Source organism: Pseudomonas sp. GZD-222 (genome assembly GCF_049310525.1).
GTDB lineage: Bacteria > Pseudomonadota > Gammaproteobacteria > Pseudomonadales > Pseudomonadaceae > Aquipseudomonas.
In genome coordinates, this window is sequence record NZ_JBMOWO010000064.1 from 1 (window position 1) to 21,435 (window position 21,435).

The following is a 21,435-nucleotide window of genomic DNA, read 5'->3' on the forward strand; positions in this document are numbered from 1 at the left end:
GTTGGGGAGGGGTTTTCCTCCCTGAGATGCTGTCCCCCCGCCCCTCCCCCCCCCCCCCCCCCCCCCCGCTCCCACCGTAAGCCCCTCCCACAGTTCACGGGGTTTGATACTGGCTGAGGTACTTGTCCAGGGTCGCGCTGTCGCCGCTGCCATCGCCCGCCACCTGCCACAAGCGCCGCTCGATGCCCTGGGCCAGCAAGTGCCCCACCGCCGACTCGATGGCCGACAGCACGCACAGCTGCGCCGGTTCGTTGGTGGTGTAGCCGACCTCGGCTTCGAGCAGCTTCTTGAACTCGATGAACTTGAACACCCCGGCACTGCGTCCGACCGAGTAGATGGTCTTGCTGGTCATGACGTTGGCCAGCACCTGGCCGCTGCGCACATCCACGGCCCTCAGGTTGACCGATACCTGGTCTACCCGGTACTCACGAGAGATGTCGATCCCCAGGTAACGCGCCCCTTCGCCCCCGCTGCGCACGTTGGTGTCGTAGGCAATGATGCCGCCTTCAAGCATCAGGTTGGCCGCCTGCAGCGGTGGCAGTTCAGCCTGGATGTTAACCGGCGTGTCAGGCTTTTTCTGCGAAGCGCGGATGATCTTGCGTTCGGTCAGCAAGTTTTGCAGCCCTTCGCGCTCCAGCACCACGAACCAGCCACTGGCTTGCAAGGCGTCCATCAGCATGCTCGCCGCACCCTGGGTGACGCTGGTCGAGAACGAGCTGGCCGGAGTTGGTTTGTACTGCCCGGTCTGGTCGCGAAAGCCATACACCACCGCCATCAGCCGGCCCTTGGGCCGCGGCATGTTGAGCAGGTCATAGTAGGTCGAGGCCCGCGGGGTCAGCGTCGGGCTTTCGCCGTCCTGTTCAGCCGGCATCGGTTCGCGCAGGCTGCAGCCTTGCAGGGTGGCGAGGATCAGCAGTGTGGTCAGAATTCGTTTCATGATTGTCACTCCCCATTACCCGCCCCTTCAAGGGTTCAGGCCGTTCACCAGAACTTCTGAAATTTCGCCTGTGGCGCGGTCGGTGATCTGGATGGTCAAGGCCCCAGAGTCATCGAGCACGTTGATGATGAAGGCGTCTGTCTGCAGGCTGCCGGTGGTGCCGTTATTGATGTTGTTGAGCAGTTGCGACAGCAGCCGCGACTCCAGCTGGCTGGTGAAGCGCTCCAGCGCTGAAGTACCGGCCAGTGCCGAGGCACGGTCCTTGATCGCCGGGTCTTCGTGGTCGTTCTGCGCCTGGGCGTTGTTGAGCAGCCAGGTGCCGTTCAGCGGGTTGCCGCCAAACGCCGGGTTGATGGGGGTGTACACCAGTTCAGTGGCGCCGGCCTGACCGCACAGGGCTGTCAGCAGGACCAGGGAGGCCAGGCGGCAGGTTTTATTGTTGTTCATAGCTCGTCCCTCTCAAGATCAGTGGTGTCCTGCAGCAGCATCTGCAGCTTGCGCTGGATGATCTGCGCCTTGACCAGGTCAGCCGCTTCATAGGCGGCGTCCTTCAGCTCGGTGGTGTTGGGTGGCAGAAAGCGCCGGTAGATCACGCGTTGCTCGAACTCGACCGTGACCAGGCTGCCCCAGCGTGGGTCCGGCCGTTCGCGTACCACCAGGTTGAAATCCAGGCGGCTGGTGGCACGCAGCCGCTCGGCAAAGCTGTAATAGAAGTCGTGGCCGATGTGCGAGATGGTGCTGTCGACGATAAAGCCCATCATCTCGTCCTCGGCGCCGCCCCGGGCGGTGCCGGCGATCAACACCAGGGCCAGGGCGCAGGCAGTCAGTTGGCGGTTCATTGCCCTGCTCCCTTGGTCAGGCCCGGTTGCCCGGCGGACGGGGTTTCAGAGAAGGCTTTTTCCGCCACGAACTGCCAGTCGGAGTAATGCTCAAGGCCGTCGAAGTCCGACCACTGCGCGGCAAAGCCGGTGCGCTTGAGCGGTTGCTGTTCCGACTGGCTGTAAACCCCGGTGATGCGTCCGTCGATCGAATGCACCAGGCCCCAGTCTTCGCTGCCGGTGATCGGGTCGGGATATAACTGGCGCAGATGGCGTTTGACATTGGGATAGCGCGGGTCCTCGAGCAGCTCATCCAGGGTCTGCGGGTACTGGGCCACGCCTGGCGAACTGCGGTAGTAGCTGCGCAACGCTTGCGCATACTGACTGCCAACCCAGAGCAGCTCGCGTTCCCGTTCACGCAAAGACTGGGTCGACCACAGGGTCGCGCTCGAGCCCAGAGCAATGCCGGTCACGGCAATCAGCAAGAGCACGCCCAGGTAGGTGAAACCGGCCTCGGCGGCGCTACCACTCGGCATATAAGCTGCCATCACGCGCCCTCCCGGTTGCACCGCTCTTGATATCGGCTACGGAACCGGCCACCCCTTCCGGCGGCGCTACCACCTGCCAGCCGTCACGGCGTTCGGTGATCGGGTCCAGCGGCGCGTTGCGCAGGTAACGTTGTTCGACCAGCTGTTCCAGCGATTCGGGGTAACGCCCGGTGTCACCGTAGTAGTGATCCAGGGCTTCACGCATCACCGCCAGGCTCTGGCGCAGGGTTGCTTCGCGCGAGGTTTCCAGGCTCTGGAAATAGCGCGGCATGGCGATGGTCATCAGCGTGGCGATGATCGCCATCACCACCAGCAACTCGATCAGGGTAAAGCCTTGGCTGCGGCGCATGCTGGTCACCATTGTCCGTAGGCGATGCCGTTGAGGCCTTTGCCCGATGCCTTGGAGTAGACATCGAAGACGTCTTCCCCTTCACGCGGGCTGAGTGCCGAACTGTCGTAGGAACGCAGTCCCCACCCCCCTTCGTCGTCTTTCTTGCGGCTGAGCAGCGGGTCGTGGGGGATGCGCCGCAGGAAGTAGAACTTGGCCCCCTTGGCACTGCGCACATCACGTACGCCGTCCACCAGCACCTGCAGGCTCGGTGGGTAGCCGCTGGCATTCAGCGATTTTTCGATGTAGCCGGCGTCGAAGGCGCGTTTGTAGGCGTCGATGGCATCGCGAATCTGGTACAGCGCGGTTTTCAGCTCCTGTTCCTTGCCCCGACGTACCAGGGTTTCGGTCAGCGGTGCGGCAATGGAAGCCAGCAACCCGAGCAGCGCCAGGGTCAGCATCACTTCGATCAGGCTGAAACCTGCCATCGAGCGTTTCATGGTTCAGGGCCTCACGGCAGTAGGGACTGCGGCCAGTGGCTGCTCGTCGTCGACCTCGATCGTGCGATTGAGGTTGCGGATCTGCATGCTGGTTTCGGTGCCAGAGGGGAACTCCATGTCCGAAGGGCTCTGGTACGGCAGGTTGCGCACGATGCGCGGGGTGATCGACAGCACCAGTTCCGACTGGCCCTTGTCGTTGCGGTTGCTGCCGAACAGGCGGCCCAGTCCGGGAATGTCGCCGAGCCACGGAATCTTGTTGCCGCTGGCACCCTCGTCATTGCGTACCAGGCCCGCCAGCACCTGGGTTTCGCCGTCGTGCAGACGCAGGCTGGTCTGGGCGTTGCGGGTATCGACCTGGACCGGAATGGTGCCTTGGCGAGTAGGCTCCAGCGGCTTGGCGTTGCTGACTTCGAGGGCCACCTTGATCGCCACTTCGTTGTTCAGGTGCACCACCGGGGTGACTTCAAGCTTCAGACCGACATCCAGGTAAGTGATGCTTTCAGTGATCACCGGGCCCTGGGTCGAGGGCACCGAAGTCGCGCTGACAATCGGTACCCGCTGGCCGATGTGAATACGTGCCTGCTCGCGGTTGCTGACGCGAATCACCGGGCTTGCCAGGGTGTTGATGTCGTTGTCCTGGGCGTTGATCTTGGCCTGCGGCGATGGCGAGATGGTGATGCGCGAGGAGTTGATACCGCGCAGTTGATCGAGGATGCCCACGGGTTTGCCCTCGTCGTTGATCACCCCGAAGGTGTTGGGCCACTGCAAGCCCAGTTCGAGAATGCGCGAGCGGGCGACCTCCATGACCTCAACCTCCAGTACCACTTCCGGGTTGGACTGGTCCTGGGACTGCAGCAGTTTCTCGGCCATGCGCACCGCGTCGGGGGTATCACGCATGGTCAGGGTGTTGAGGCGTTCATCGACAAACACGTCACGGGTCTTGAGCATGGTCTTGACCATGTTCAACGCGGTGTTCGAATCGATGCTGGTCAGGTAGAAGGTGCGCATCACCAGTTCCTGATAATCCTTGGTCTTCTGTGGCGAATCCGGGTAGATCAGCAAGGTGTTGTCGTTCACCACTTTCTGGTGCAACTGGTTCTGCTCCAGCAGCAGCGCCACGGCATCTTCAATGCGCACATCACGGACGAAGATCGTCGCTTTCATGTCCGGGCGCAGGTCTTTGTCGAAGATGAAGTTGAGCCCGGCCACCTGCGACAGCACTTCGAAGATGGTTTTCAGGTTGGCGTCGCGAAACTCCAAGGTCACCGGCCGTTCCATCTTCGTACGCAGCTGCGGGTTGGGCTGGGCGGTGCGGCTCTGTACCAGCTCGATGTCCTTGCGCAGGGCCAGGCCATCCTGGTTCTGCGGATCGAGCTGGAGCACTTCGCGCATGTGCCGTTCGGCGCCAAACAGGTCACCCTGGCGCAGCGCCGCCTGGCCGAGGGCGACACGCTCGCCGATGTTGTCGATCTGCTCGATCTGGCGTACACCCTCCTGGGCCCGACGGTTGTTCGGTTCCAGGGTCAGCACCCGTCCGTAACCCATACGGGCGCCAGCAAAATCATGGCGGCTGCGATCGCTGTCAGCCTGGGTCAGCAAGGCTTCAACCGACTGGCGACGGCCCTGAATGACGGCGATGTTCAGCTCGGTGTCGCGCGGATTCTCCTTCAGCGCTTCTTCGAGCATGGAAACACCTGCTTCGTATTGCCCTTCGGCGATCAGCGCCTGGCCGTCCTTGCGTACACCACTGGTGCCGCACCCAGCCAGGGCGACACAGAGTGCAAGCATCAGGAATGGCGCCTTGTTGCAGTGCCTGGACGAAATCATGGTGCGCTCCCTACAGACAAAGTCTGGGACAGGTGCAACGGCAGGTAGACCACGCTCAGCTCCGTAGCGGAGATGTGCTCGATCCGGTAGATGTCATCGATCACGTCGCCGCGGCGCACGACGTAGAGTTTTTCGCCGCTTTGCAGGAACACTTGTTGGTCGTTGCGATCATCCAGGCGGCCGACAAATTGAAAGGGCAATGGCGGTACGGTGGGCGCCAACGCCACCGGTGCAACGGCAACCGGTTGTTCGGTGACCGTGGCCATCTGTACCGCCGGCTTCCAGTTCTTGCTCGGGAACAGGTCGCGCAGTTTCAGGGCAGCAGGTTTGGCACTTTGGACGCCCGCATCGGCGGCTGCGCTGGCGGTTTTGTCGGCGACGGCGAGCACCGCTTCGCTATCCGCCGACTCGTCCTCGAAGAAATAGCCTGGGGCCCAGGCCAGTACGGCCGCAGATCCGAGGAAGGCCAGCCAGGCCAGACGGCGTTGAGTGTTCATCATGACCTCGACAGATAAAGGGTCATACGCAGGCGACCGGTCAGTTCGCTGTCACCGATTTTCTTGCGTTGCAGGTCGACGTCTTCAAGCACCAGGGCCGGCAGCTGGCCGAGCAAGGCATGCACGAAGCGGCGGATCTGCGGGTAGCTGCCACGTACCGGCAGGAGAATCTGATAGCGCGCCAGCTGGGTTTTCGGGTCGACGCCCAGCGCGTATTCACCGCGCGCCAGGCTGATGCGCTCGGCCTTGGCCAGACTGTAGATACGGTCGATGGCGACCGTGGCCTGAGGCTGGGCTGGTAGTTGTTTGTGAAAGTCTTCCAGCTCGCGCTGCGGCACCTGCGGCAGTTTCAGGTCACCGCGCTTGAACTGCTGCACCTGCGCCTGGGCTTCATCGCTGCGCAATTGCTGTTGTTGCAGATACTGCCATTGCGGCAGTACCACCCCGGCGCCATACAGCAGGGCCAGCAGCACCAGGGCAGCGCCGATCAGGCCGACCGCGCCAAACTGGCGTACACGTTCATGGACAATCAGGCTATGGATGCGCATTGCCGATCTCCCAGGTGGCGGACAGGTTGAACTGCACCGGATGCTCGGCCTGCTTGGCCTGGATCTCGTGATTGAGCAACGACACATCGCGCAGCTCGCCACTGGCTTCCAGGCGTTTGTGGAAGGTCAACATGGCTTCCAGGTCGCGGGCTTCGGCGCTGATGCGCACCTGACCTTTACGGGCATCGGGGGTCAGGGTCAGCAGTGCCACGTCGTCCTGGGGCAAGCCCTCGAGCATGTCGAACAGGCGTTCCCAGGGGCGCTGCAGTTGCTGCGAGACGCTGCGCATCTGCGCCAGTTTCTCGGTTTGCTCGCGGCTTTGCGCCGGAGTCAGTGTGCTTGCATGTTCAGGGCGTTTGCCCAACTGGCGCTCGAACGCGTCCAGTTGATCATCCAGATCCGCCTGCTGCTGGTCGAAACCTTGCGAAAGGACAATGGTACCCGCCAGCAAGCAGGCGCCGATGCCCACCAGCGCCCAGGCCGAAAGGGCTGTGCGCCGTGGCTGAAAGTCCAGCTCCAGGCGGCGCATTTCAGGCCACCGCCCGGGTCATGCGGCACAGCACATCGGCTGTTTCGCCACCCAGCTCGCACAGTTGCACACCCTCCAGCGCCGGGGGCTGTTCCTGGCGACCTGGCGCATGCAGGTAGACCGGCAGTTGCCGTTCATTGGCGTTCAGTTCGCACTGACGGGCAATCAGCGCTTGCAGCGCGGTATCACTGTCGCTGCCGCCCTGGGTGCTGATGTGCTGCCAGACGCCGTTCTGCGCCAGCAGGCACACCGTGCGCTGTGGCTCGGCAAGCACGAAGAGGAAGTCGCTTTGCCCCAGTTGTTCGGCAAAGCGGTTGTAAGCCGCCATCAGGTAAGGGCGCACTGAACGCAGGCGCAGGCCCAGGTCGCGGCAGTGGTCATGCAGTCGTTGCAGCAAGGTTTCCGGTACGGCCGTGGCAATCCGCGCCAGCCCTGCCGCCTCCGGCGATACCACCAGGCGCCAACCGTCCAGGCTCTGCCCGTAATGAGCCTCGAAGCAGGCCCGGGCATACTGGTGCAGCTCATCGGGGCGGCTGATGGCAGCGCTCCACGGCACCAGGCAGAAGCGGCAGTAGTGCGCCGACAGCAACAGCTGCAGTTCGGCGCCCTTGCAGCGCTGTTCAGCCAGTAGGCTGTGCAGCGTATCCAGGGCCAGGGTGGTGGCCTGGCTACGCTCGGCGATGAAGCCCAGGCTACCCAGCCACTGTTGTTCCTGCCCCAGACGTTGGCAAAGGCCTACACCCTGGGCGCCGAGCACGGCGATAAAACGATCAGGCGACAAATGTGACACGATTGATCTCCTCCAGGGTGGTCCGGCCATCGCGCACCAGTTCCAGTGCCGAGCTGCGCAGCAGGCGCAGGCCGCGTTGACAAGCCAGGGCCCTGATCTGGGCCAGGGGCCGACGTTCGACGATCATTTGCCGCAGCTCGTCGTCCAGGTGCAGCAATTCGGCGATGGCGGTGCGTCCGCGATAGCCGCTGCCACGGCACTGGCCGCAGCCGCTGCCATGGACAAACCGGTAGTGCCCCACCTGCCCCGCTTCCAGACCGGAAAGACTGAGCTCTTCGTCACTGGGCTGGTGTGGGCTGGCACAATGCGGGCAGACCAGGCGAATCAGGCGCTGAGCCAGCACGGCGTTGAGGGCAGAGACAAAGCTGTAGGGGTCGACCTGCATCTGACTGAAGCGGCCGATCACATCGAAAACGTTGTTGGCGTGGATGGTGGTGAACACCAGGTGCCCGGTCAGCGCCGACTGCACGGCGATCTGCGCGGTGTCCGGGTCGCGGATCTCACCGACCATGATCTTGTCCGGGTCGTGACGCAGGATCGAGCGCAGGCCACGGGCGAAGGTCAGGCCCTTCTTCTCGTTGACCGGGATCTGCAACACGCCGGGCAACTGGTACTCGACCGGGTCTTCGATGGTGATGATCTTGTCCACGCCGTGGTTGATCTCGCTGATCATGGCGTAGAGGGTGGTGGTCTTGCCGCTGCCGGTGGGGCCGGTGACCAGGATCATGCCGTAAGGCTCGTTGGCCATGCGCCGCAGGCTGCGCAGGGTCTGGTCTTCAAAACCCAGGGCCTGCAGTTGTACGCCGCTGACGCGATCCGCCAGGTCCTGTTTGTCGAGCACCCGCAGCACCGCGTCCTCGCCAAAGATGCTGGGCATGATCGAAACGCGAAAGTCGATCTGCCGGGCGCTGATGCCGATCTTGAAGCGACCGTCCTGAGGCACGCGCTTTTCGCCGATGTCCAGCTCGGCCATGACCTTGATCCGCGAGATCACCTGCTCGGCAAATTCGCTGCCGCTGACTTTACTGATGCTGTTGAGCACACCATCGATACGGTACTTGATCACCAGGCCGTTACCTGTGACCCCCAGGTGAATATCACTGGCGTGCATTTTCAGGGCGTCATACAGCGTCGAGTTGACCAGCTTGACCACCCGGCTCTGGTCTTCGCTGATGCTGGCCAGCGACAGGCTTTGCAGGGTGTCGAGTTCGTTGACCGCTTCGCTGTCGTTTTCCAGCGAATCGACGGCATGAAAGCTTTCTTCGTGGCGGGCCAGAAAGCCGGCCAGGTCAGCGGCTTCGACCAGGTACAGCGGCGCACCCTGCAGGCACTCATCGATCCAGGCCAGGCGCGCGGTGTCGAAGGGATCGGCGAATACACCCAGGGCCTGGCCGTCATGCTCCAGGAAGAGAAATTCGCGTTTCAGGCACTGGGCCAGGCTGACCCGGTCAAACAGAGGCGTGGCGGCGAACAGCGCCTGGCTGTCCAGTACCGGGTAATGCAGGGTGACGCCCAGGCGCGCAACAAAGTCGGCGGGGCTCAGGTTGCTGAGGCGTTGGAGGGTATCGAGGAGGCGTTCGGCGTTCTGTTCTGCGCTGGTACGAGCCTGCACCAGCAACTCACGACCAAGCGGGGCGGGGGCGCTTTCCCGGGTGGTGACAACAGCGAGCGACACGGTTTCCATGACTTGCACTCCAGCGCGGGGCGCGGCAAGCCATGTTCAGGTCTGCTCGCGCGTTACTCCCCGGTGAGCAGTTGGTCGTCGTCTGGTTCGGGCTTTCTTGCGCCATTACGGCGGCGATCTGCCAGGACCCAACTACCGTCGAACAACTGCAGGGGGAAACTATCACTCCTGCTCTGGCGTCTTTCGACGAACCCTGTGTCCGCTGTGGCCTCGCCGCCCGCTTCACGCTTGATGCCCATCAGGTCGTTGACTGCACGGGCCAGTTCCGCCAGCGGAAAAGGCTTGAACAGGATGTGACTGACGCCCAGCTGGTTGGCACGCTCACGGACCTCGGCGGTCGGGTGGGCAGTGATCAGCACGAAATGACAGTTCCTGCTCTTGCGTACAGCCTCCAGAACCTGAAACCCTTCCATATCGGGCAAGCGATAATCGAGCACTATCACGTCAGGTTGGGTGCGCTCGGCTTCACCGATGGCACTGGCCCCGTCGTAGGCCACATGGACGTTCAGGCCTTGCGCATCCAGGTAAGCCTGGATATTGCCCGCAAGGGTCTGTTCGTCATCGACTACCAATACTGTGTTAACCAAGGTCGACTCCTTGAAGCACCACGGTTCCGGTTTCCCGACCTGGCGAAGTGCGACCTTGTGTAGGCTTACGCATGCTTCGTGCCAGACCAGAGACGGCGCTTTTGAATGGGCTATGTCGTTGATTCTTTAAGAGTAGACGCAAATGGGCCATGGCCCCTCCCCCAATCCCGGGGACCGGCTGGCACTTTGCCCCTACTGATATCCCCAACATTGGGGGTCAGATCAGTCGTCAGTCAAGTCGCTGCACCTGCCCGGCGTCACGTAAACGCTGTAGCAAGGCATGGCGTGCCTGCGCTTGTTGCTGATCGATGAGTAGGCGTTTGGCCAATTCCAGTCCCTGCTCATCTTCGACAGAGCCGTCAGCGCTTTGGTTCTGCAGCGGCGATAAAGAACTCGCGTTGGCCAGGTAGAACGCGCGAACGTCGGCCGGGGCCGGCTCCGGGACCTGTGAAGCGTGCATGAACACTTGCTGGGCGGCCATTTCGTGGCGGGTGTAGTCGGCAAAGCTGTCGCGATCAAAACCGGCATCGGCCAGGCGTTGCTCAAAGGGCTTGGCAGTGCCCAGGGCCTGACGCAACTGATCGATCTGCGCGTTCACTTGCTCATCACTGACCTTGATCCCTTGGCGCTGGGCTTCTTGCCAGAGCAGTTCCTTGTCAATCAGGTCATTCAACGCCTGCTCACGCAAGCGCTTGTACACACTGGGATTACGAATGCTGGTCAGGGCCCTGCCCTGAGTCTGCAGATAATCGGCAAAGTAGCGCTCCAGACGCAGCTGACTGATGGCCACGCCATTGACCTGGGCTGCAGCGGGGCCTTCCTCGGCGTGCAATTGCAAAGCCACCAGGCACAGCAATAAAGAGAGCAGCTTCATGGCGCACTCACCTCAGCGACAGGACGATAGACAGCCACCGGGTAAAACACCGGGCCGGGCATTTCCAGGGTCACCACATGCGCCCCGGCCAGCCCCTGACGGCGGCCAGGACCAAAGCTTAAAGGCGGCGTGAGGCCGGTCTGCACATCGTGCAGACCTTCCAGGGCCTGAATCAGTTTTTCGCGGCTGGCATCGCGCCCGGCACGTTTGAGGGCGTCGCCGAGTAACTGTACGGCGCACCAGGTGCTGACCTGCAACACCCCCTGACGACCGTCCAGGCCTTGGCGCGCACGCATCTCGCTCAGCGCTTTGGTGCCGACTGGCGTCCAGTCTCCCGGGACGAAGGGATAGGCCAGAAACAGCCGTCGTGACCAGGCTTCAGGCACCTGCGGCAGCTGGCTGGACACCTGGTTGGCGGCGGCAAACAGGTAAGGCGTGCGCTTGGCTTGCTGCTGTTGGGCGATCAGCTGGCCGAAGGCCTCGGGCTGCCCGAGAAAGAAAATCGCCTGTGCGTCTGCAGCCTGCTCACTCAGGGGCTGGGCCTTGACCTCAGTCCAGCCGCGGCGTTGCAGTTGCTGCTCAAGGTGCTGGGCGAGTCCGGCCTGGGCCGGGTCGGCATAGACAATCCGAGTGCCGCCTTGCTGCAGCGCCAGGTTGCCCTGGGCATAGTCGGCCAGGCTCAGCAATTGGTCATCCAGCCCCGGTAACGGGTCAAAGATCTGCACGCTGCTGGACAACACCGGCGCCGCACCAATCAAGGGTACCCGTGCCTGCTCCAGGCGGCTGGCGAGGATGGGGTCCAGGGCGGGTACCAGCGGGGAAATCAAGGCGAACACCTGTTCCTGTTCAAGCAACTGAGTAAGCGCCTGCTCGGCGCTGGCCGCGTCGGGTCCCGGATCGATATTGATCAATTGCAAACGTCGGCCATGGATGCCGCCTTGCTGGTTGAGTTGAGCGATACGATCTTCGAGCACAGCGGCCACCACCCGTGCCGACGCCGCCAGGGCGCCTTCACCCGGCAACAAGGTGCCCAGGCGCAGGGTCTGTTCCTCCAGGCCCGGATCACGGTCGTCGGCCAGGCGCTTGAGGTACGCATTGAGGTTGCGCTGGTCGGCCATGCTCAGGACGAAGCGCGGCATGGCCGGATCCAGACGATTGCCCGCCGGGTCACGGCCCTCCTGAATCGCCCGGACCAGGCTGGACTCGTTATAGGCCGGATAGCTCCGGCCATTGACCTTGCGCAGGCCCTGCCCGGCCGCCAGCCGTTGCCAGCTCAATACCGGTGGACGCACACCGCCCTCGGCCCGCCCCAGCCCGTCGGCGCCATGGCAACTGCCACAGGGTACGACGCTGGCCGGCACCAGCATGTCGGCCGCGCCGACCCGCGCCGACACCTGGGCATCGCTGCTCGACAGCCCCTCGCGGTACAAACGTTTGCCCGCCAGCTCCGCCGGGTTCAGTTGCAGAGCCTGCGCAAGGTTGCTGGCGATAAGCATCAGCAGCAAGGTCCCGGTACGCAGCGCCGTGTTCATGATGTTCAACGTCCGGCCAGGGGTTGCGACAGCAGTTGCAGACGTTGGGCAATGGCCATGGGTGGCGCATCGGGGCGGATTTTGCTCCAGCGTTTATTTGCCACATCGCCGGCGATCAGTTGGGTTGAATGTTGTTCGGGGCTGGGGATCAGGTGGCCGAGGCGCATCAGCACCAGGTCCATCTGCGCCTTGTCACCGGTCAGGAACAACCAGTTGGGACCGTCGACACCCTGTTTTTGCGCAAACTCCTTGAGCACTTGCGGAGTGTCGTTGGTGGGGTCACTGCTCAAGGAAATGAACGTGACTTTGCTGGCCTGCTCCTCGCCCATCGCTTCGCGCACCTCACGCAACTTGCGGGTGATCAGCGGGCAGGCATCGCTGCAGTTGGTGAAGATGACATTCAGCAGTACCACCCGATCCTTCAGCACATCGCTATAAAAGCGCAGGCTGCGGCCGTTCTGGTCCTGCACCAGGCTGTCAGTGAAATAGGTCTGGGCATCGTGAGTACCCGCAGTGGGTGTCACTGCGGTGCTGGCATCAGTGTCGGTGCTGGCCTTCGGCGCGTGCCCTTCATGGGCCAATGCCACCGAACTGAGGATCCACAGGCACACCAGCAAGGCCACCCAGTCGACCCCGCGCATCACCGACTTGCGTGCAGTAGCAGCGCTCATGGTTGCACCTCCTGGGCGATGGCCGTGTGTTTGGCGTGGACCCGGCGGGCGCTGAGTCGATCAATTTCGCTGACCAGCAGCGCAGGGTCGGTAAAGCCGTAAAAGCGTGTCCATTTGCCGCTGCGACCGTCACCGACCAGGATCAGCGGCGGATGCTCGCTCAAGTTGGCGCTGAAACTGCCAAGGCCTTTAAGGGTTTCATTGACCGCATAGGGCGAACCGGTCAGCCAGCTCCAGCCCGGCCCCGCCTGGAAAGTCTTGGCGTAGTCCTGCAGGCGTTTGGAGTCATCACGCTGCGGATCGACGCTGATCGACACCAGTTGCACCTCATCACCGACGCGTCCGCCCAGCTGCTTTTGCACCTTGGCCATGATCGAGGACACCACCGGGCACACCGTGGTGCAGCTGGTGTAGATAAAGCCCATGACCACCAGGCGATCAGACACCAGGTCTTTCTCCAGGCGCACCGGCATGCCGTTCTGGTCCAGCAGCTGGACATCGGCAAAGCGCACTGAGGTCTTTTCCTGGTGGGCAGCGGGCGGTGTATGGCCACTGTGATCATCGTGACCACCATGATCGACACCGCCATGGGCCTGGGCGAAACCACACGCGGCGGCCAACAGGCAGAGGCTGAACAGTCTGCAGCGATCAAGCATTTTCATCGCACACTCCTTGAATCCGACTCGGACGCTTGTTGAGCCGCGGCAGGGAGCACCCGCAGGCTGGTGTAGTTTTTCTCGGCAAAGGCGCTGCCTAGGGACGGCGCCTGCACATGCAGGTACCAGGCACCCGCCTCGGCCAGCTCCAGCGGTGCCTCATAGATGCCGTCACCCACTTCATGCACCCGGCTGTCACGGGCCCGTGACGAGGGTGCGAGGAAGTAACGCACGCTCAGGTCCTTGACACCATTGCGCGGGGCGCCATTACCTTCAACGATCCGGAAGCGCGCGGTGAACGGGGTGCCCTGCACGACCACCGTGGGTTCAAGCAGGAACTCTATCTGCGGCGTCTGCCGGTGAGGCGCGCTAGGTGAGGCCGCCACCTCGGTGCTGAAACAGTGGATGATCTGCGGCTGGTTAAGCAGGAAGGCGACATCAAAGGTACCGGCAGCGGGCAGCTTGATCGTCGAGCTGTACACCCCCGGCGCCACTTCGCGCAGGCTGCGATCGATCACCAGTGCCGCACGGGCGTTGTGACCGCGGTTGGCATAACCGGACATCGGTGCGTTCATGCCTTCGGCGTAGAAGTAAGTGGTGTTGTCCACCGGATTGACCACGAACACCGAGTTTTCATCGCGCGCCGCGGTCAGGCCCTGGGCCAGCGGCAGGTCTCCGGCCTGGCGCGGCGCGGCGGCACCCGCTTCAAAGCCCTGGATGATCGGTTGGCGGCCTTCGCCAAGGCTGCTCAGGTTGATCATGGTGACCTTCGACGAGGCCAGACCGCGAATGTAGGCATAGGCTTTGGTGAAGGTCAGCTGGTAGGGTTCGGCGGCCACCGGCAAGGTATGGATCAACTGGTCGGTACTGGCGTCGATTACCAGTGCCTGGCTCTCCAGGGTATTGAGGACGATACCGAAGCGCCCGTCACTGCTGAAGCGCATCGGTCCAAGGCCCTGCTTGCCCTCGATCCAGTGGCGCATTTCATGGCTGCGGGCATCGATGACACTGATGCTGCCGTCGCGCCCATCGGCCACATAGACCGCTTGGGACAGCGCCGAATAGGCCACTGACAAGGGGTGCGAACCGACCTTGATAGTCTTCACCAGGCGCATCTCGCTGGCATCGATCACGCTCAGGGTGCCGCTGTCGCGGTTACTCACAAAGGCGTAACGCGAGTCGGCGCTGAAGGCGATTTCGTGATGCCCGGTGCCGGTGGCAAAGAACTTCATGCTTTTGCGGCTGGGCACATCGATCACAGTGACGCCACTGTGCGCCGGGTCTGTGGAATTGTTGCCGACCCACAGCAGGCGCTGATCCGGTTGCAATGCCACCCGTAGCGGCTGTTTGCCGGCATCGATACTACCCACCTTCTGGAAGGTCTCGGTGTCGATCAACGCCACTTCACCGCGCTCCGGGATCGATACGAACACCTGCTTGTCATCACTGCTGGCCGCCCAGTCCATGGGCACCCCTGGCAGCTCGATGCGCGCCAGGGTGCTGGTGACCCCGCCGACCGAAACGTTGGGATCGATCACCGTCAGGCTGGCGTCCTTGTTCAATACCAGCAGGAAGTAGCTGTTGAGGTCCAGCAACGGCCGGGCACCGATACTGCTTTTGAGAAACAGCGCCACCCGGGCCTTGCAACTCTTGTTGCGGTCTTTGGCCGCGTCGCCGGTCAGTGCCGGGTCCAGCCAGGCGCCGGGCGACACGCCCGACAGTGGCTGGCCGCTGTTCTGATCGGTGACTTTGAAGCGCACGCTGGCAAACGCCCCCTCGGTCAGTACGCCATCGCTGCCCAATGGCCGGGCTTCGAACTCGACGGTGACACCGTCGCGACTGAGCCGGTGCAGGGCCTGAGGATCGCTGGCGCTGGCGGCGAGCTCGCTACGCGGGTCGCACCACAGGCTCTCGTAGCTGATACCCAGGCCCATCAGGGTCAAACCTGCCATCAGGCCCAGGTATAACGGTCGATTTTTCTTATTCATGACCTCTCCCCTTCCCTTACTGCGCTGGCGCTGTAGTCGGTGGCGTTTCTTCGGTTACCCTCAGCAGCCCCCACAGTCCCGAGGCGTTGCCATAGGCGGCATAGTCGCGGAACAGGTAGTCACCGGGCACCGCGTTGCTGCCCCCGGCACTGGGCACCATGAAGCTGAAGTGCGCAGCCGGCAGCACGCTTTCCTGGGCGCCGATGAACATCGCCTGTGGGTTGTAGCCGAAGCGCACCGAACCGATACCTGGCAGATTCAAAGGGTAGCCGCTGGTGTCAGACTTTTCGGCCTGATAGTTGTGCAGCGGCCACAGGTGCCCGTCGAGCTGGTAGGTAATGCCGCGGCTGCCACCGGTAGGCATCAGCACATGGTTACGGAACGGCTGACCAGGCCTGGCCCAGAGCACCGGGGTTTGCGGGTCGCCACCCACCAGGGCATTGCTGTAGGCCATGTGTGCGTTGGGAACATCCGCCCAGCCGTTGCCATCGGCGTGCCCGAACGGCGCATCCGGGGCCAGGCCGAAGCGGAACCACAGCGGCTCGGTCTTGTAGTTGATGGCCATGTTCGAGTTGTCTTTCGGGTCACCCGGCACACCGTTGCCTTCAGTGGCGATGCCTTCCACCGGCCGCCCGTCCGCCCAGCGCATGTTCAGCGCGCGCTGCCAGAGGGTGGCGAAGTCGCGGTAGGCCGGCTGCCCGGGCACTTGCACGGTAGCCGAGGCACGGCTGGCAGCGTCTTCGGTCCAGGTGGCGGTCTGCGGCAGGATGCTCATGCCACCGATCAGGCCTTTTTGCCCCTGTTTGATGACATCCGCCGGGGTGATATTGAGCCCGCCGAACTCGATGGCCGTGGTGTTGATGTTGTCCACCGAACGGCCCATCTGCATCACTGGCTTGCCTTCACGCTCCAGGTGCCCGGCGTAGTACTGGAACACCTTGCTCGGGTAAGCGCCGCTGCTGCCGGTGCGTGGCGGTACGGTCTGCACCGGGTTCTGGCCGACGTTGACACCGTCCGACTTGGTGATGTCGTAGGACAGCAGCTGGGTGTGCAGACCGACATGGCTGGACGGCCGCATCAGGTTGTTGTTGAAGGCGGTGGAGCCTTCGCTGCCCTGACGGTCACGCTTGACCACGTTCTGCATCACGGCGGTGCTTGGCAGGTCCGGCATCACCAGCGGCAGACGGTTTTCCAGGGTGACCTTCAGGCACTCGCCGGCAGCGGCGCGCAGTACCAGTGGCTCGATCGGTACACCGGGTTTGAGCTTGCCGGAGATCGGGTCCAGGTCAGCTTTGCGCACATAGAGGATGGCGGTCGGGTCATGCAGCGGCCCGCTGTGCCCACCGATGGTGAAGGTTTCGCCATCTTCGGGGTCGGTCACCGTCACCTGCGGAATACTGGTACGCCGGCTGTTGTAGACCAGGGTGCCACCATTGGCTTTCAACGGGCCGCCCACGTGCTGGCCGACACCGCTCGGGTCGTTGATGCTCACCCCAAGCGGATTACCGAGGATATCATTGGCCAGCGCTGCGACGATTTCATAGCTGCGCTGCACCGTCGGCCGGGTACCAATGCCGTTGGCGTTGGTGGTGAAGCGTGGGCAGATGCCGTCAAACGCCACGGTATTGCGCGCGGCCATCGGCATCGGGTTGTTCGGCAGCGCGAACAGGTCATTACGGCTGTTGGTGTAGTTGCGCATTACCCCCCAGATCCCGTTCCAGTAGCCTTCATGGGCGGCATCCAGTGAGTACAGGTAGTCACCGTTAGGCGACGACGCGCTGGAGATCATCGACACCGGTGCCATGAAGCCCAGTTGCTCGGAGATACCCACCATCTGCGAGGCCTTCCACCCCGAGTTGGAGCTATTGCCGAAGCCCGAACCGTTCTGCAGCCACTTGACGCCATGCAGGGTCACGTTGTGTTCCTCTTCATGACCACCGGCATGCATACGCAGCCGCACGTTGTCACCGGAGTAGGTACGCAGCATCGGCGTGAACGGATCACCGGGTTCCGCCCCGCCTTTGTTGATGTGCGGTGGGAACAGCGTGGTGCCGCCGGTAGGGCCGACTGCCGAGGTGATTGCCGCTGGCGACAGGTTCATCGCCGGAATGGCACGGTCGGTGCGGCTCTGCATGGCGAACGCCAGGTCACCGCCGAGGCCGTCGGCCTGCATGCCGCGCTTGCCGTCCGGCGCAACCTTATTGGGGTCGTAGACCCGCAGGGCCAGCGGTTCGTTGCGGTAGTTGACGACGAACATGCCAGGGTCATCCACCGAGATGGCTTGCGGGCAAGGCCGCGATGGGCAACCCGGGAACAGGCCGCCGCGAGACTCGACCACCGCTTCCAGCAGGTTCGAGGCTTTCTGCCGCACAGGCGGGTTGATCGCGTAGCGGAAGGTGTCGGCGGTTGCCGGGAACGCCTGGGCATTGGGAATACCGTCAGGACCGGCACCGACATACACCCCAGCCTCGTAGGCATGCTGGAAGTCGCTGTACTCGAGGAAGAACTCACGGTAGCTGTCGTTGCGGCCGTCGCCGTCGTGGTCGCCGGTCTTGACCACGGCTTGCCATGAAGTCGGCCCGCCGTCTTCCCGCAGTGCAGGGTTGTACAGCTGCTCACCGGTCTCGGCGTGGTACCAGGTCGAACCGGCAGGCTCGGCCAGTACGGTGGCGTAGAGACCCAGTTGCTGGTGCGTCGATGGGCCAAGGTGGTCGTGGGTAAAGATGGTGCCCAGGCCACGGTCGACGTTATGCACGTTGACCACCGGGTCGGCGAACCAGCGCTGCATGGCAGTACGGGCGCCCATCCAGTCGGCCCGCCCGAAGCGGCCGAAGAACGGATGCGCCTTGGCTACCGGGCACTCGGCACTGCCTTCACGCGGATCGCCGCTGGTGCACTTGTTGTACTCACGAATGGCTTCGATGCGCTCGACCACGGTGCCGGGCGAGAGAATGCCGTCTTCATAGTTCCAGCCGTTGGCCGAACCGTCGGCCGCCGTCAGGTCCCATTTTGGCAGGTGGATGTGCTGACCGATCACGTCGGTCGGGGTGCGCACCTGATAGTCGTCCATCTCGTAGAACGAAGGGATCAGGTTGGTGTGCTGGTACATGGTGCAGTCGAAGGTGTTCATGCGCATCACCAGAGGCTCCGGTGGGCGCTGCTTGTTGATCACTGGCCAGACGTCTTCCCAGAGGGCGATGATGCGCGCCTGCGGGAAGTGATAGCCGACCTTGTTGTACACCGCGTCGAACTGGATGTTGGCGCCTTTGTAAATGCGTGGACGGTCGGCGGTGAAGGTCGAAGAGCCGGTAAAACTCATGCCATCCAGACGCTCACCGCTGTTGAACTCGCCGACGCCGGCAGCCAGGGTCAGGCGCTTGGCGCGGTCGTCCATGCACGGTTCGAAGAACGGTGCGCCCGCAGTGGGTGCCGCGCCGTTGGTGCGGAAGTTGCGCGCCACGGTCTGGTTGCCCGGCAGCACCGCGAAGCTGGGGTGTTCAAGCTTGGAGTGGAAGCTCATCGCGGCTTGCTCGACCTCCGTGCCCTCTTCCGGCAGGAACACCGCTTTGGCCTTGGTGATTTGTTTGGTGAAGTCCAGTGCGGTGGTGGTCACCTCGGCTTCGCCACCGGCAGAAATCCCATCCAGTGCATGGCGTGGCAAGCCACCGTCCCAGCCACCGACCTGCGCCGGATCAAGGTTGGCCCACAGCGCATTGCCGGTATTTTTCAGCTGTTGCGCTTTGGCCGGGTCGAGCATGTCCAGGGGCGGAGTTGGCGGACGTTGGCCAACGGTGCTTTCCATGCCGCCAATCCAGAAGGGATAGCCAGGGTTTTTCAGGCTGCCATCGGCGTTGCGGTTGGCATCGCTGCGGTCAACCAGCACCAGCGAGCCGACCGCCCGCGGCGCGGCATCGTGATGAGCGGAATCGTCATCACCTTCCTCCTCGTCGTCATCGTCATCATTTTCGGCAACCAGCGTTTCCGCCAGCTTCGGAATGACGGCCACTTTGCCGGGCATCGGCGCCATGGCTTTGCCTGGCAGCGGGACGATGGCGGGAATCGGCGTACCGGCGATAATTTCGCCATCCGGCAAGGCACGGGCGCCAGCAGCAGGCTTGCCGCTGCGCAGGGCATACGGCTCGCTGTGGTAACCATCCTGACCTTGGGCCGAGACCTCCAGACGCGTGCCTTCCTCGAATACGTCGTGCACCCGCCACATGCTCCACATGCCCTGGGCGAAGTGCGGGTAGAAGTGGCAGTGATAGATCGCATCGCCGGCTACGCGGTTACGGTTGCCCGAGCCGCCGTTGGCGATTTCGTAGGTGTAGCCGACACCCGGGCCAATGCCCTGGGCATCGACATAGTCGGAGTTGTCGTCATTGGGGTTGAACAGCCACTGGTGCCCGTGCAGGTGGAAGATGTGCTGCTCGTGGCCGTTGTGGGTGTTGCGGAATTTGACGAAGTCACCAATGTAGCTGTGGTTGACGTTGGCCGGTTCAGCCGGAAACAGGGCCATGGTCGCCTTGACCCCAACCTGATCGGCGTTCGGAGTCTGCCCTGGACGAATGTTCTCCAGGCCAACGTTGGCCGGCACGTCCACCAGCATCGCCACATCGCCGACGGTGTGCGAGCTGAGGAAGAACTCTTCATAGGCGCACGACAGGCAATCGTGCATCGGCCCCACGCCCAAGCGGTTGGCCACCACCTCAGCACCCATGCCACCTGAGCCGTAGTTGATCATGAACGAGTCACGGGTCGGTTCCAGCACATGCCCCATTACCGGGTCTGCCCAGTAACCGGGGAACGCCTGGGTGGCAGCCGCCTCGTCGGTGAACTGCGCGGCAAAGTCGCGGAACGGTTCCAGGCGATTGGGGATCGCCGGGTTGCGTTTGCCGATGCTTTCCAGCGGATAGGTCGAGGGCGGGAAGCTGCCGTCGGTATTGGGGCCCATGACTACGGCGTCGGTTTCGCTGGAAATGATCTCGTTGCCATCGACCATGGCGATGATCGGTGAGCCGGCCTTGCCTTCACGGATCCAGGGTTCGCGCTGTGGGTAGCGCGCCTGGTAGTCGACGATTGGCTGACCGGTAGGTGCGCGGCCGGTGGTGGCCAGGCGCATTTCCTCTTCGGTCAGGGTATTGCGGTAAGTACGGGCATTTTTCGGCAGTACCACCACCTGGCCAAACAGGCCGTTGGAAACGTTGCCGGCGGCGCCCTGTCCGCCGAATGTGGCGCCCTGGCTGGTGGCAGCAAACGCGCCTTCGCGCTCGGCGTACAGGGTGTAGGTGCGACTGCCGCCCGGGGCGATCAGGAAGTTGCCATTACGGCCGCTGTTGGCGGCAATGTCGGCGATGCTGTTGACCGCCTGCATGCCGTTGACCTGAAAACCGACATGACGGTCGGTAACCTGGTCATCGACCACAAAGCTTTCGTCGCCATCAGGTTCATTAGCTTCAGCACCTTCATTTTCTTCGGCTTCGTTCTCTTCTCCTTCGTTTTCTTCTTCGTGATCGATGCCGTGTTTGTTCGGGTTGGCCTGGTAGGCCAAGAGGTTCTGCAGGTTCACGGTCAAGCAATCACCGGCCGCTACCCGCAGCACAATCGGCCGTGGACGCTTGTCCGGGCGCAGGGTGACCTTGCCGGGTACTGCCGCGCCGCCTTGATCCAGCGACACCTGGTTGTCATCAACCACGTCGCGGCGCAGGGCGAACATCATGCCGTTGGCATTCTGCGCGCCGAGGCGGTTGAACATCAGTGGCTGGTCAAGCGCCACCACGTTGGCCACCAGATTGCGCTCGCAGCGCACGGCGGCTTCGCTGACTGGCTGCCAGCCAAAGGTGGCGGCAGTGATCAGCAGTGAAGTCAGGACGGAGCCTTTGATCGGAGTCATCATGGCGTGCCTCTGGTGGTGCAAGTGGACTCTGGAAAGGCTTGAGCAAGCCTCATGCCATTGTTTTTTATTGTTGTTTTTCAGTCACTTAAACTACTGAATGAATCTCAATTGGGGGTTATCCCCCGCAATTCCCCACTATTCGGGGGTGCCTTTGTGGGTGGTTGGGAGCGGGGGTGCCCCGCCACCTCGGGGAGTGAGACACACCCAAGCGCGGGGAAAGGCAACCTC

General features: G+C 62.9%; 19 protein-coding genes. All 19 read right to left on the bottom strand.

All coding sequences use genetic code 11. From position 1 onward, the window contains the following. Positions 1–94 precede the first annotated feature (94 nt). Positions 95–937, bottom strand: coding sequence for a CsgG/HfaB family protein (locus ACO6VD_RS11855; RefSeq protein ID WP_422419239.1), 843 nt, complete (start codon positions 935–937; stop codon positions 95–97). A 27-nt stretch (positions 938–964) separates the two neighbouring features. Beyond that, on the bottom strand, positions 965–1,384 hold the full coding sequence (locus tag ACO6VD_RS11860) for a curli assembly protein CsgF (RefSeq protein ID WP_400170665.1): 420 nt from the start codon (positions 1,382–1,384) through the stop codon (positions 965–967). After that, positions 1,381–1,776 (bottom strand): curli production assembly/transport protein CsgE, encoded by a 396-nt coding sequence (gene csgE / locus ACO6VD_RS11865; protein ID WP_422419241.1) that lies wholly within the window; start codon positions 1,774–1,776, stop codon positions 1,381–1,383. The genes ACO6VD_RS11860 and csgE overlap by 4 nt, the downstream gene beginning before the upstream one ends. Next, complete coding sequence (locus tag ACO6VD_RS11870) at positions 1,773–2,303, bottom strand: type II secretion system protein (protein WP_400170667.1); 531 nt, start codon at positions 2,301–2,303, stop codon at positions 1,773–1,775. Before ACO6VD_RS11870 ends, csgE begins: the two co-directional genes overlap by 4 nt. Further along, positions 2,278–2,652: a type II secretion system protein gene (locus ACO6VD_RS11875; protein ID WP_422419243.1), complete on the bottom strand. Its 375-nt coding sequence runs from the start codon at positions 2,650–2,652 to the stop codon at positions 2,278–2,280. The genes ACO6VD_RS11870 and ACO6VD_RS11875 overlap by 26 nt, the downstream gene beginning before the upstream one ends. Positions 2,653–2,657: 5 nt before the next feature. Beyond that, a complete protein-coding gene (locus ACO6VD_RS11880; RefSeq protein WP_422419246.1) occupies positions 2,658–3,131 on the bottom strand; it encodes a type II secretion system protein in 474 nt (157 codons plus the stop codon). A gap of 3 nt (positions 3,132–3,134) precedes the next feature. Beyond that, complete coding sequence (locus ACO6VD_RS11885) at positions 3,135–4,958, bottom strand: secretin N-terminal domain-containing protein (protein ID WP_422419248.1); 1,824 nt, start codon at positions 4,956–4,958, stop codon at positions 3,135–3,137. Further along, positions 4,955–5,455, bottom strand: coding sequence for a hypothetical protein (locus ACO6VD_RS11890; protein ID WP_422419249.1), 501 nt, complete (start codon positions 5,453–5,455; stop codon positions 4,955–4,957). Before ACO6VD_RS11890 ends, ACO6VD_RS11885 begins: the two co-directional genes overlap by 4 nt. After that, positions 5,455–6,003, bottom strand: coding sequence for a type 4a pilus biogenesis protein PilO (gene pilO / locus ACO6VD_RS11895; protein WP_422419251.1), 549 nt, complete (start codon positions 6,001–6,003; stop codon positions 5,455–5,457). Before pilO ends, ACO6VD_RS11890 begins: the two co-directional genes overlap by 1 nt. Then, complete coding sequence (locus ACO6VD_RS11900; protein WP_422419252.1) at positions 5,990–6,532, bottom strand: PilN domain-containing protein; 543 nt, start codon at positions 6,530–6,532, stop codon at positions 5,990–5,992. The genes pilO and ACO6VD_RS11900 overlap by 14 nt, the downstream gene beginning before the upstream one ends. Position 6,533: 1 nt before the next feature. Next, positions 6,534–7,352 carry a hypothetical protein gene (locus ACO6VD_RS11905; RefSeq protein WP_422419254.1) on the bottom strand — a complete coding sequence of 273 codons (819 nt, stop codon included), beginning with the start codon at positions 7,350–7,352 and terminating at the stop codon, positions 6,534–6,536. Next, a complete protein-coding gene (locus ACO6VD_RS11910) occupies positions 7,303–9,006 on the bottom strand; it encodes a GspE/PulE family protein (RefSeq protein ID WP_422419256.1) in 1,704 nt (567 codons plus the stop codon). Before ACO6VD_RS11910 ends, ACO6VD_RS11905 begins: the two co-directional genes overlap by 50 nt. 53 nt (positions 9,007–9,059) lie before the next feature. Beyond that, the gene (locus tag ACO6VD_RS11915; protein WP_422419257.1) at positions 9,060–9,593 is read right to left on the bottom strand and encodes a response regulator; all 534 of its coding nucleotides are present in this window, start codon (positions 9,591–9,593) and stop codon (positions 9,060–9,062) included. A 229-nt stretch (positions 9,594–9,822) separates the two neighbouring features. Further along, a complete protein-coding gene (locus ACO6VD_RS11920) occupies positions 9,823–10,467 on the bottom strand; it encodes a SurA N-terminal domain-containing protein (protein ID WP_422419259.1) in 645 nt (214 codons plus the stop codon). Then, on the bottom strand, positions 10,464–11,999 hold the full coding sequence (locus ACO6VD_RS11925; RefSeq protein ID WP_422419261.1) for an ABC transporter substrate-binding protein: 1,536 nt from the start codon (positions 11,997–11,999) through the stop codon (positions 10,464–10,466). The genes ACO6VD_RS11920 and ACO6VD_RS11925 overlap by 4 nt, the downstream gene beginning before the upstream one ends. A 5-nt stretch (positions 12,000–12,004) precedes the next feature. Beyond that, positions 12,005–12,670 (bottom strand): SCO family protein, encoded by a 666-nt coding sequence (locus ACO6VD_RS11930; protein WP_422419263.1) that lies wholly within the window; start codon positions 12,668–12,670, stop codon positions 12,005–12,007. After that, entirely contained in the window at positions 12,667–13,332 is a 666-nt protein-coding gene (locus ACO6VD_RS11935) for an SCO family protein (protein WP_422419265.1), read from the bottom strand. The genes ACO6VD_RS11930 and ACO6VD_RS11935 overlap by 4 nt, the downstream gene beginning before the upstream one ends. Then, positions 13,329–15,314, bottom strand: a complete 1,986-nt coding sequence (locus ACO6VD_RS11940) for a cytochrome D1 domain-containing protein (protein WP_422419266.1) — start codon at positions 15,312–15,314, stop codon at positions 13,329–13,331. The genes ACO6VD_RS11935 and ACO6VD_RS11940 overlap by 4 nt, the downstream gene beginning before the upstream one ends. 16 nt (positions 15,315–15,330) lie before the next feature. Next, positions 15,331–21,207 (bottom strand): manganese-oxidizing multicopper oxidase MnxG, encoded by a 5,877-nt coding sequence (gene mnxG / locus ACO6VD_RS11945; protein ID WP_422419268.1) that lies wholly within the window; start codon positions 21,205–21,207, stop codon positions 15,331–15,333. Between the last annotated feature and the right edge of the window lie 228 nt (positions 21,208–21,435).

Excerpts from the sequence above, each read along its gene's own strand:
- ACO6VD_RS11855 (WP_422419239.1), bottom strand. The coding sequence starts at position 937 with ATGAAACGAATTCTGACCACACTGCTGATCCTCGCCACCCTGCAAGGC.
- ACO6VD_RS11860 (WP_400170665.1), bottom strand. The coding sequence starts at position 1,384 with ATGAACAACAATAAAACCTGCCGCCTGGCCTCCCTGGTCCTGCTGACA.
- csgE (WP_422419241.1), bottom strand. The coding sequence starts at position 1,776 with ATGAACCGCCAACTGACTGCCTGCGCCCTGGCCCTGGTGTTGATCGCC.
- ACO6VD_RS11870 (WP_400170667.1), bottom strand. The coding sequence starts at position 2,303 with ATGGCAGCTTATATGCCGAGTGGTAGCGCCGCCGAGGCCGGTTTCACC.
- ACO6VD_RS11875 (WP_422419243.1), bottom strand. The coding sequence starts at position 2,652 with ATGCGCCGCAGCCAAGGCTTTACCCTGATCGAGTTGCTGGTGGTGATG.
- ACO6VD_RS11880 (WP_422419246.1), bottom strand. The coding sequence starts at position 3,131 with ATGAAACGCTCGATGGCAGGTTTCAGCCTGATCGAAGTGATGCTGACC.
- ACO6VD_RS11885 (WP_422419248.1), bottom strand. The coding sequence starts at position 4,958 with ATGATTTCGTCCAGGCACTGCAACAAGGCGCCATTCCTGATGCTTGCA.
- ACO6VD_RS11890 (WP_422419249.1), bottom strand. The coding sequence starts at position 5,455 with ATGAACACTCAACGCCGTCTGGCCTGGCTGGCCTTCCTCGGATCTGCG.
- pilO (WP_422419251.1), bottom strand. The coding sequence starts at position 6,003 with ATGCGCATCCATAGCCTGATTGTCCATGAACGTGTACGCCAGTTTGGC.
- ACO6VD_RS11900 (WP_422419252.1), bottom strand. The coding sequence starts at position 6,532 with ATGCGCCGCCTGGAGCTGGACTTTCAGCCACGGCGCACAGCCCTTTCG.
- ACO6VD_RS11905 (WP_422419254.1), bottom strand. The coding sequence starts at position 7,352 with ATGGCCGGACCACCCTGGAGGAGATCAATCGTGTCACATTTGTCGCCT.
- ACO6VD_RS11910 (WP_422419256.1), bottom strand. The coding sequence starts at position 9,006 with ATGGAAACCGTGTCGCTCGCTGTTGTCACCACCCGGGAAAGCGCCCCC.
- ACO6VD_RS11920 (WP_422419259.1), bottom strand. The coding sequence starts at position 10,467 with ATGAAGCTGCTCTCTTTATTGCTGTGCCTGGTGGCTTTGCAATTGCAC.
- ACO6VD_RS11925 (WP_422419261.1), bottom strand. The coding sequence starts at position 11,999 with ATGAACACGGCGCTGCGTACCGGGACCTTGCTGCTGATGCTTATCGCC.
- ACO6VD_RS11930 (WP_422419263.1), bottom strand. The coding sequence starts at position 12,670 with ATGAGCGCTGCTACTGCACGCAAGTCGGTGATGCGCGGGGTCGACTGG.
- ACO6VD_RS11935 (WP_422419265.1), bottom strand. The coding sequence starts at position 13,332 with ATGAAAATGCTTGATCGCTGCAGACTGTTCAGCCTCTGCCTGTTGGCC.
- ACO6VD_RS11940 (WP_422419266.1), bottom strand. The coding sequence starts at position 15,314 with ATGAATAAGAAAAATCGACCGTTATACCTGGGCCTGATGGCAGGTTTG.
- mnxG (WP_422419268.1), bottom strand. The coding sequence starts at position 21,207 with ATGATGACTCCGATCAAAGGCTCCGTCCTGACTTCACTGCTGATCACT.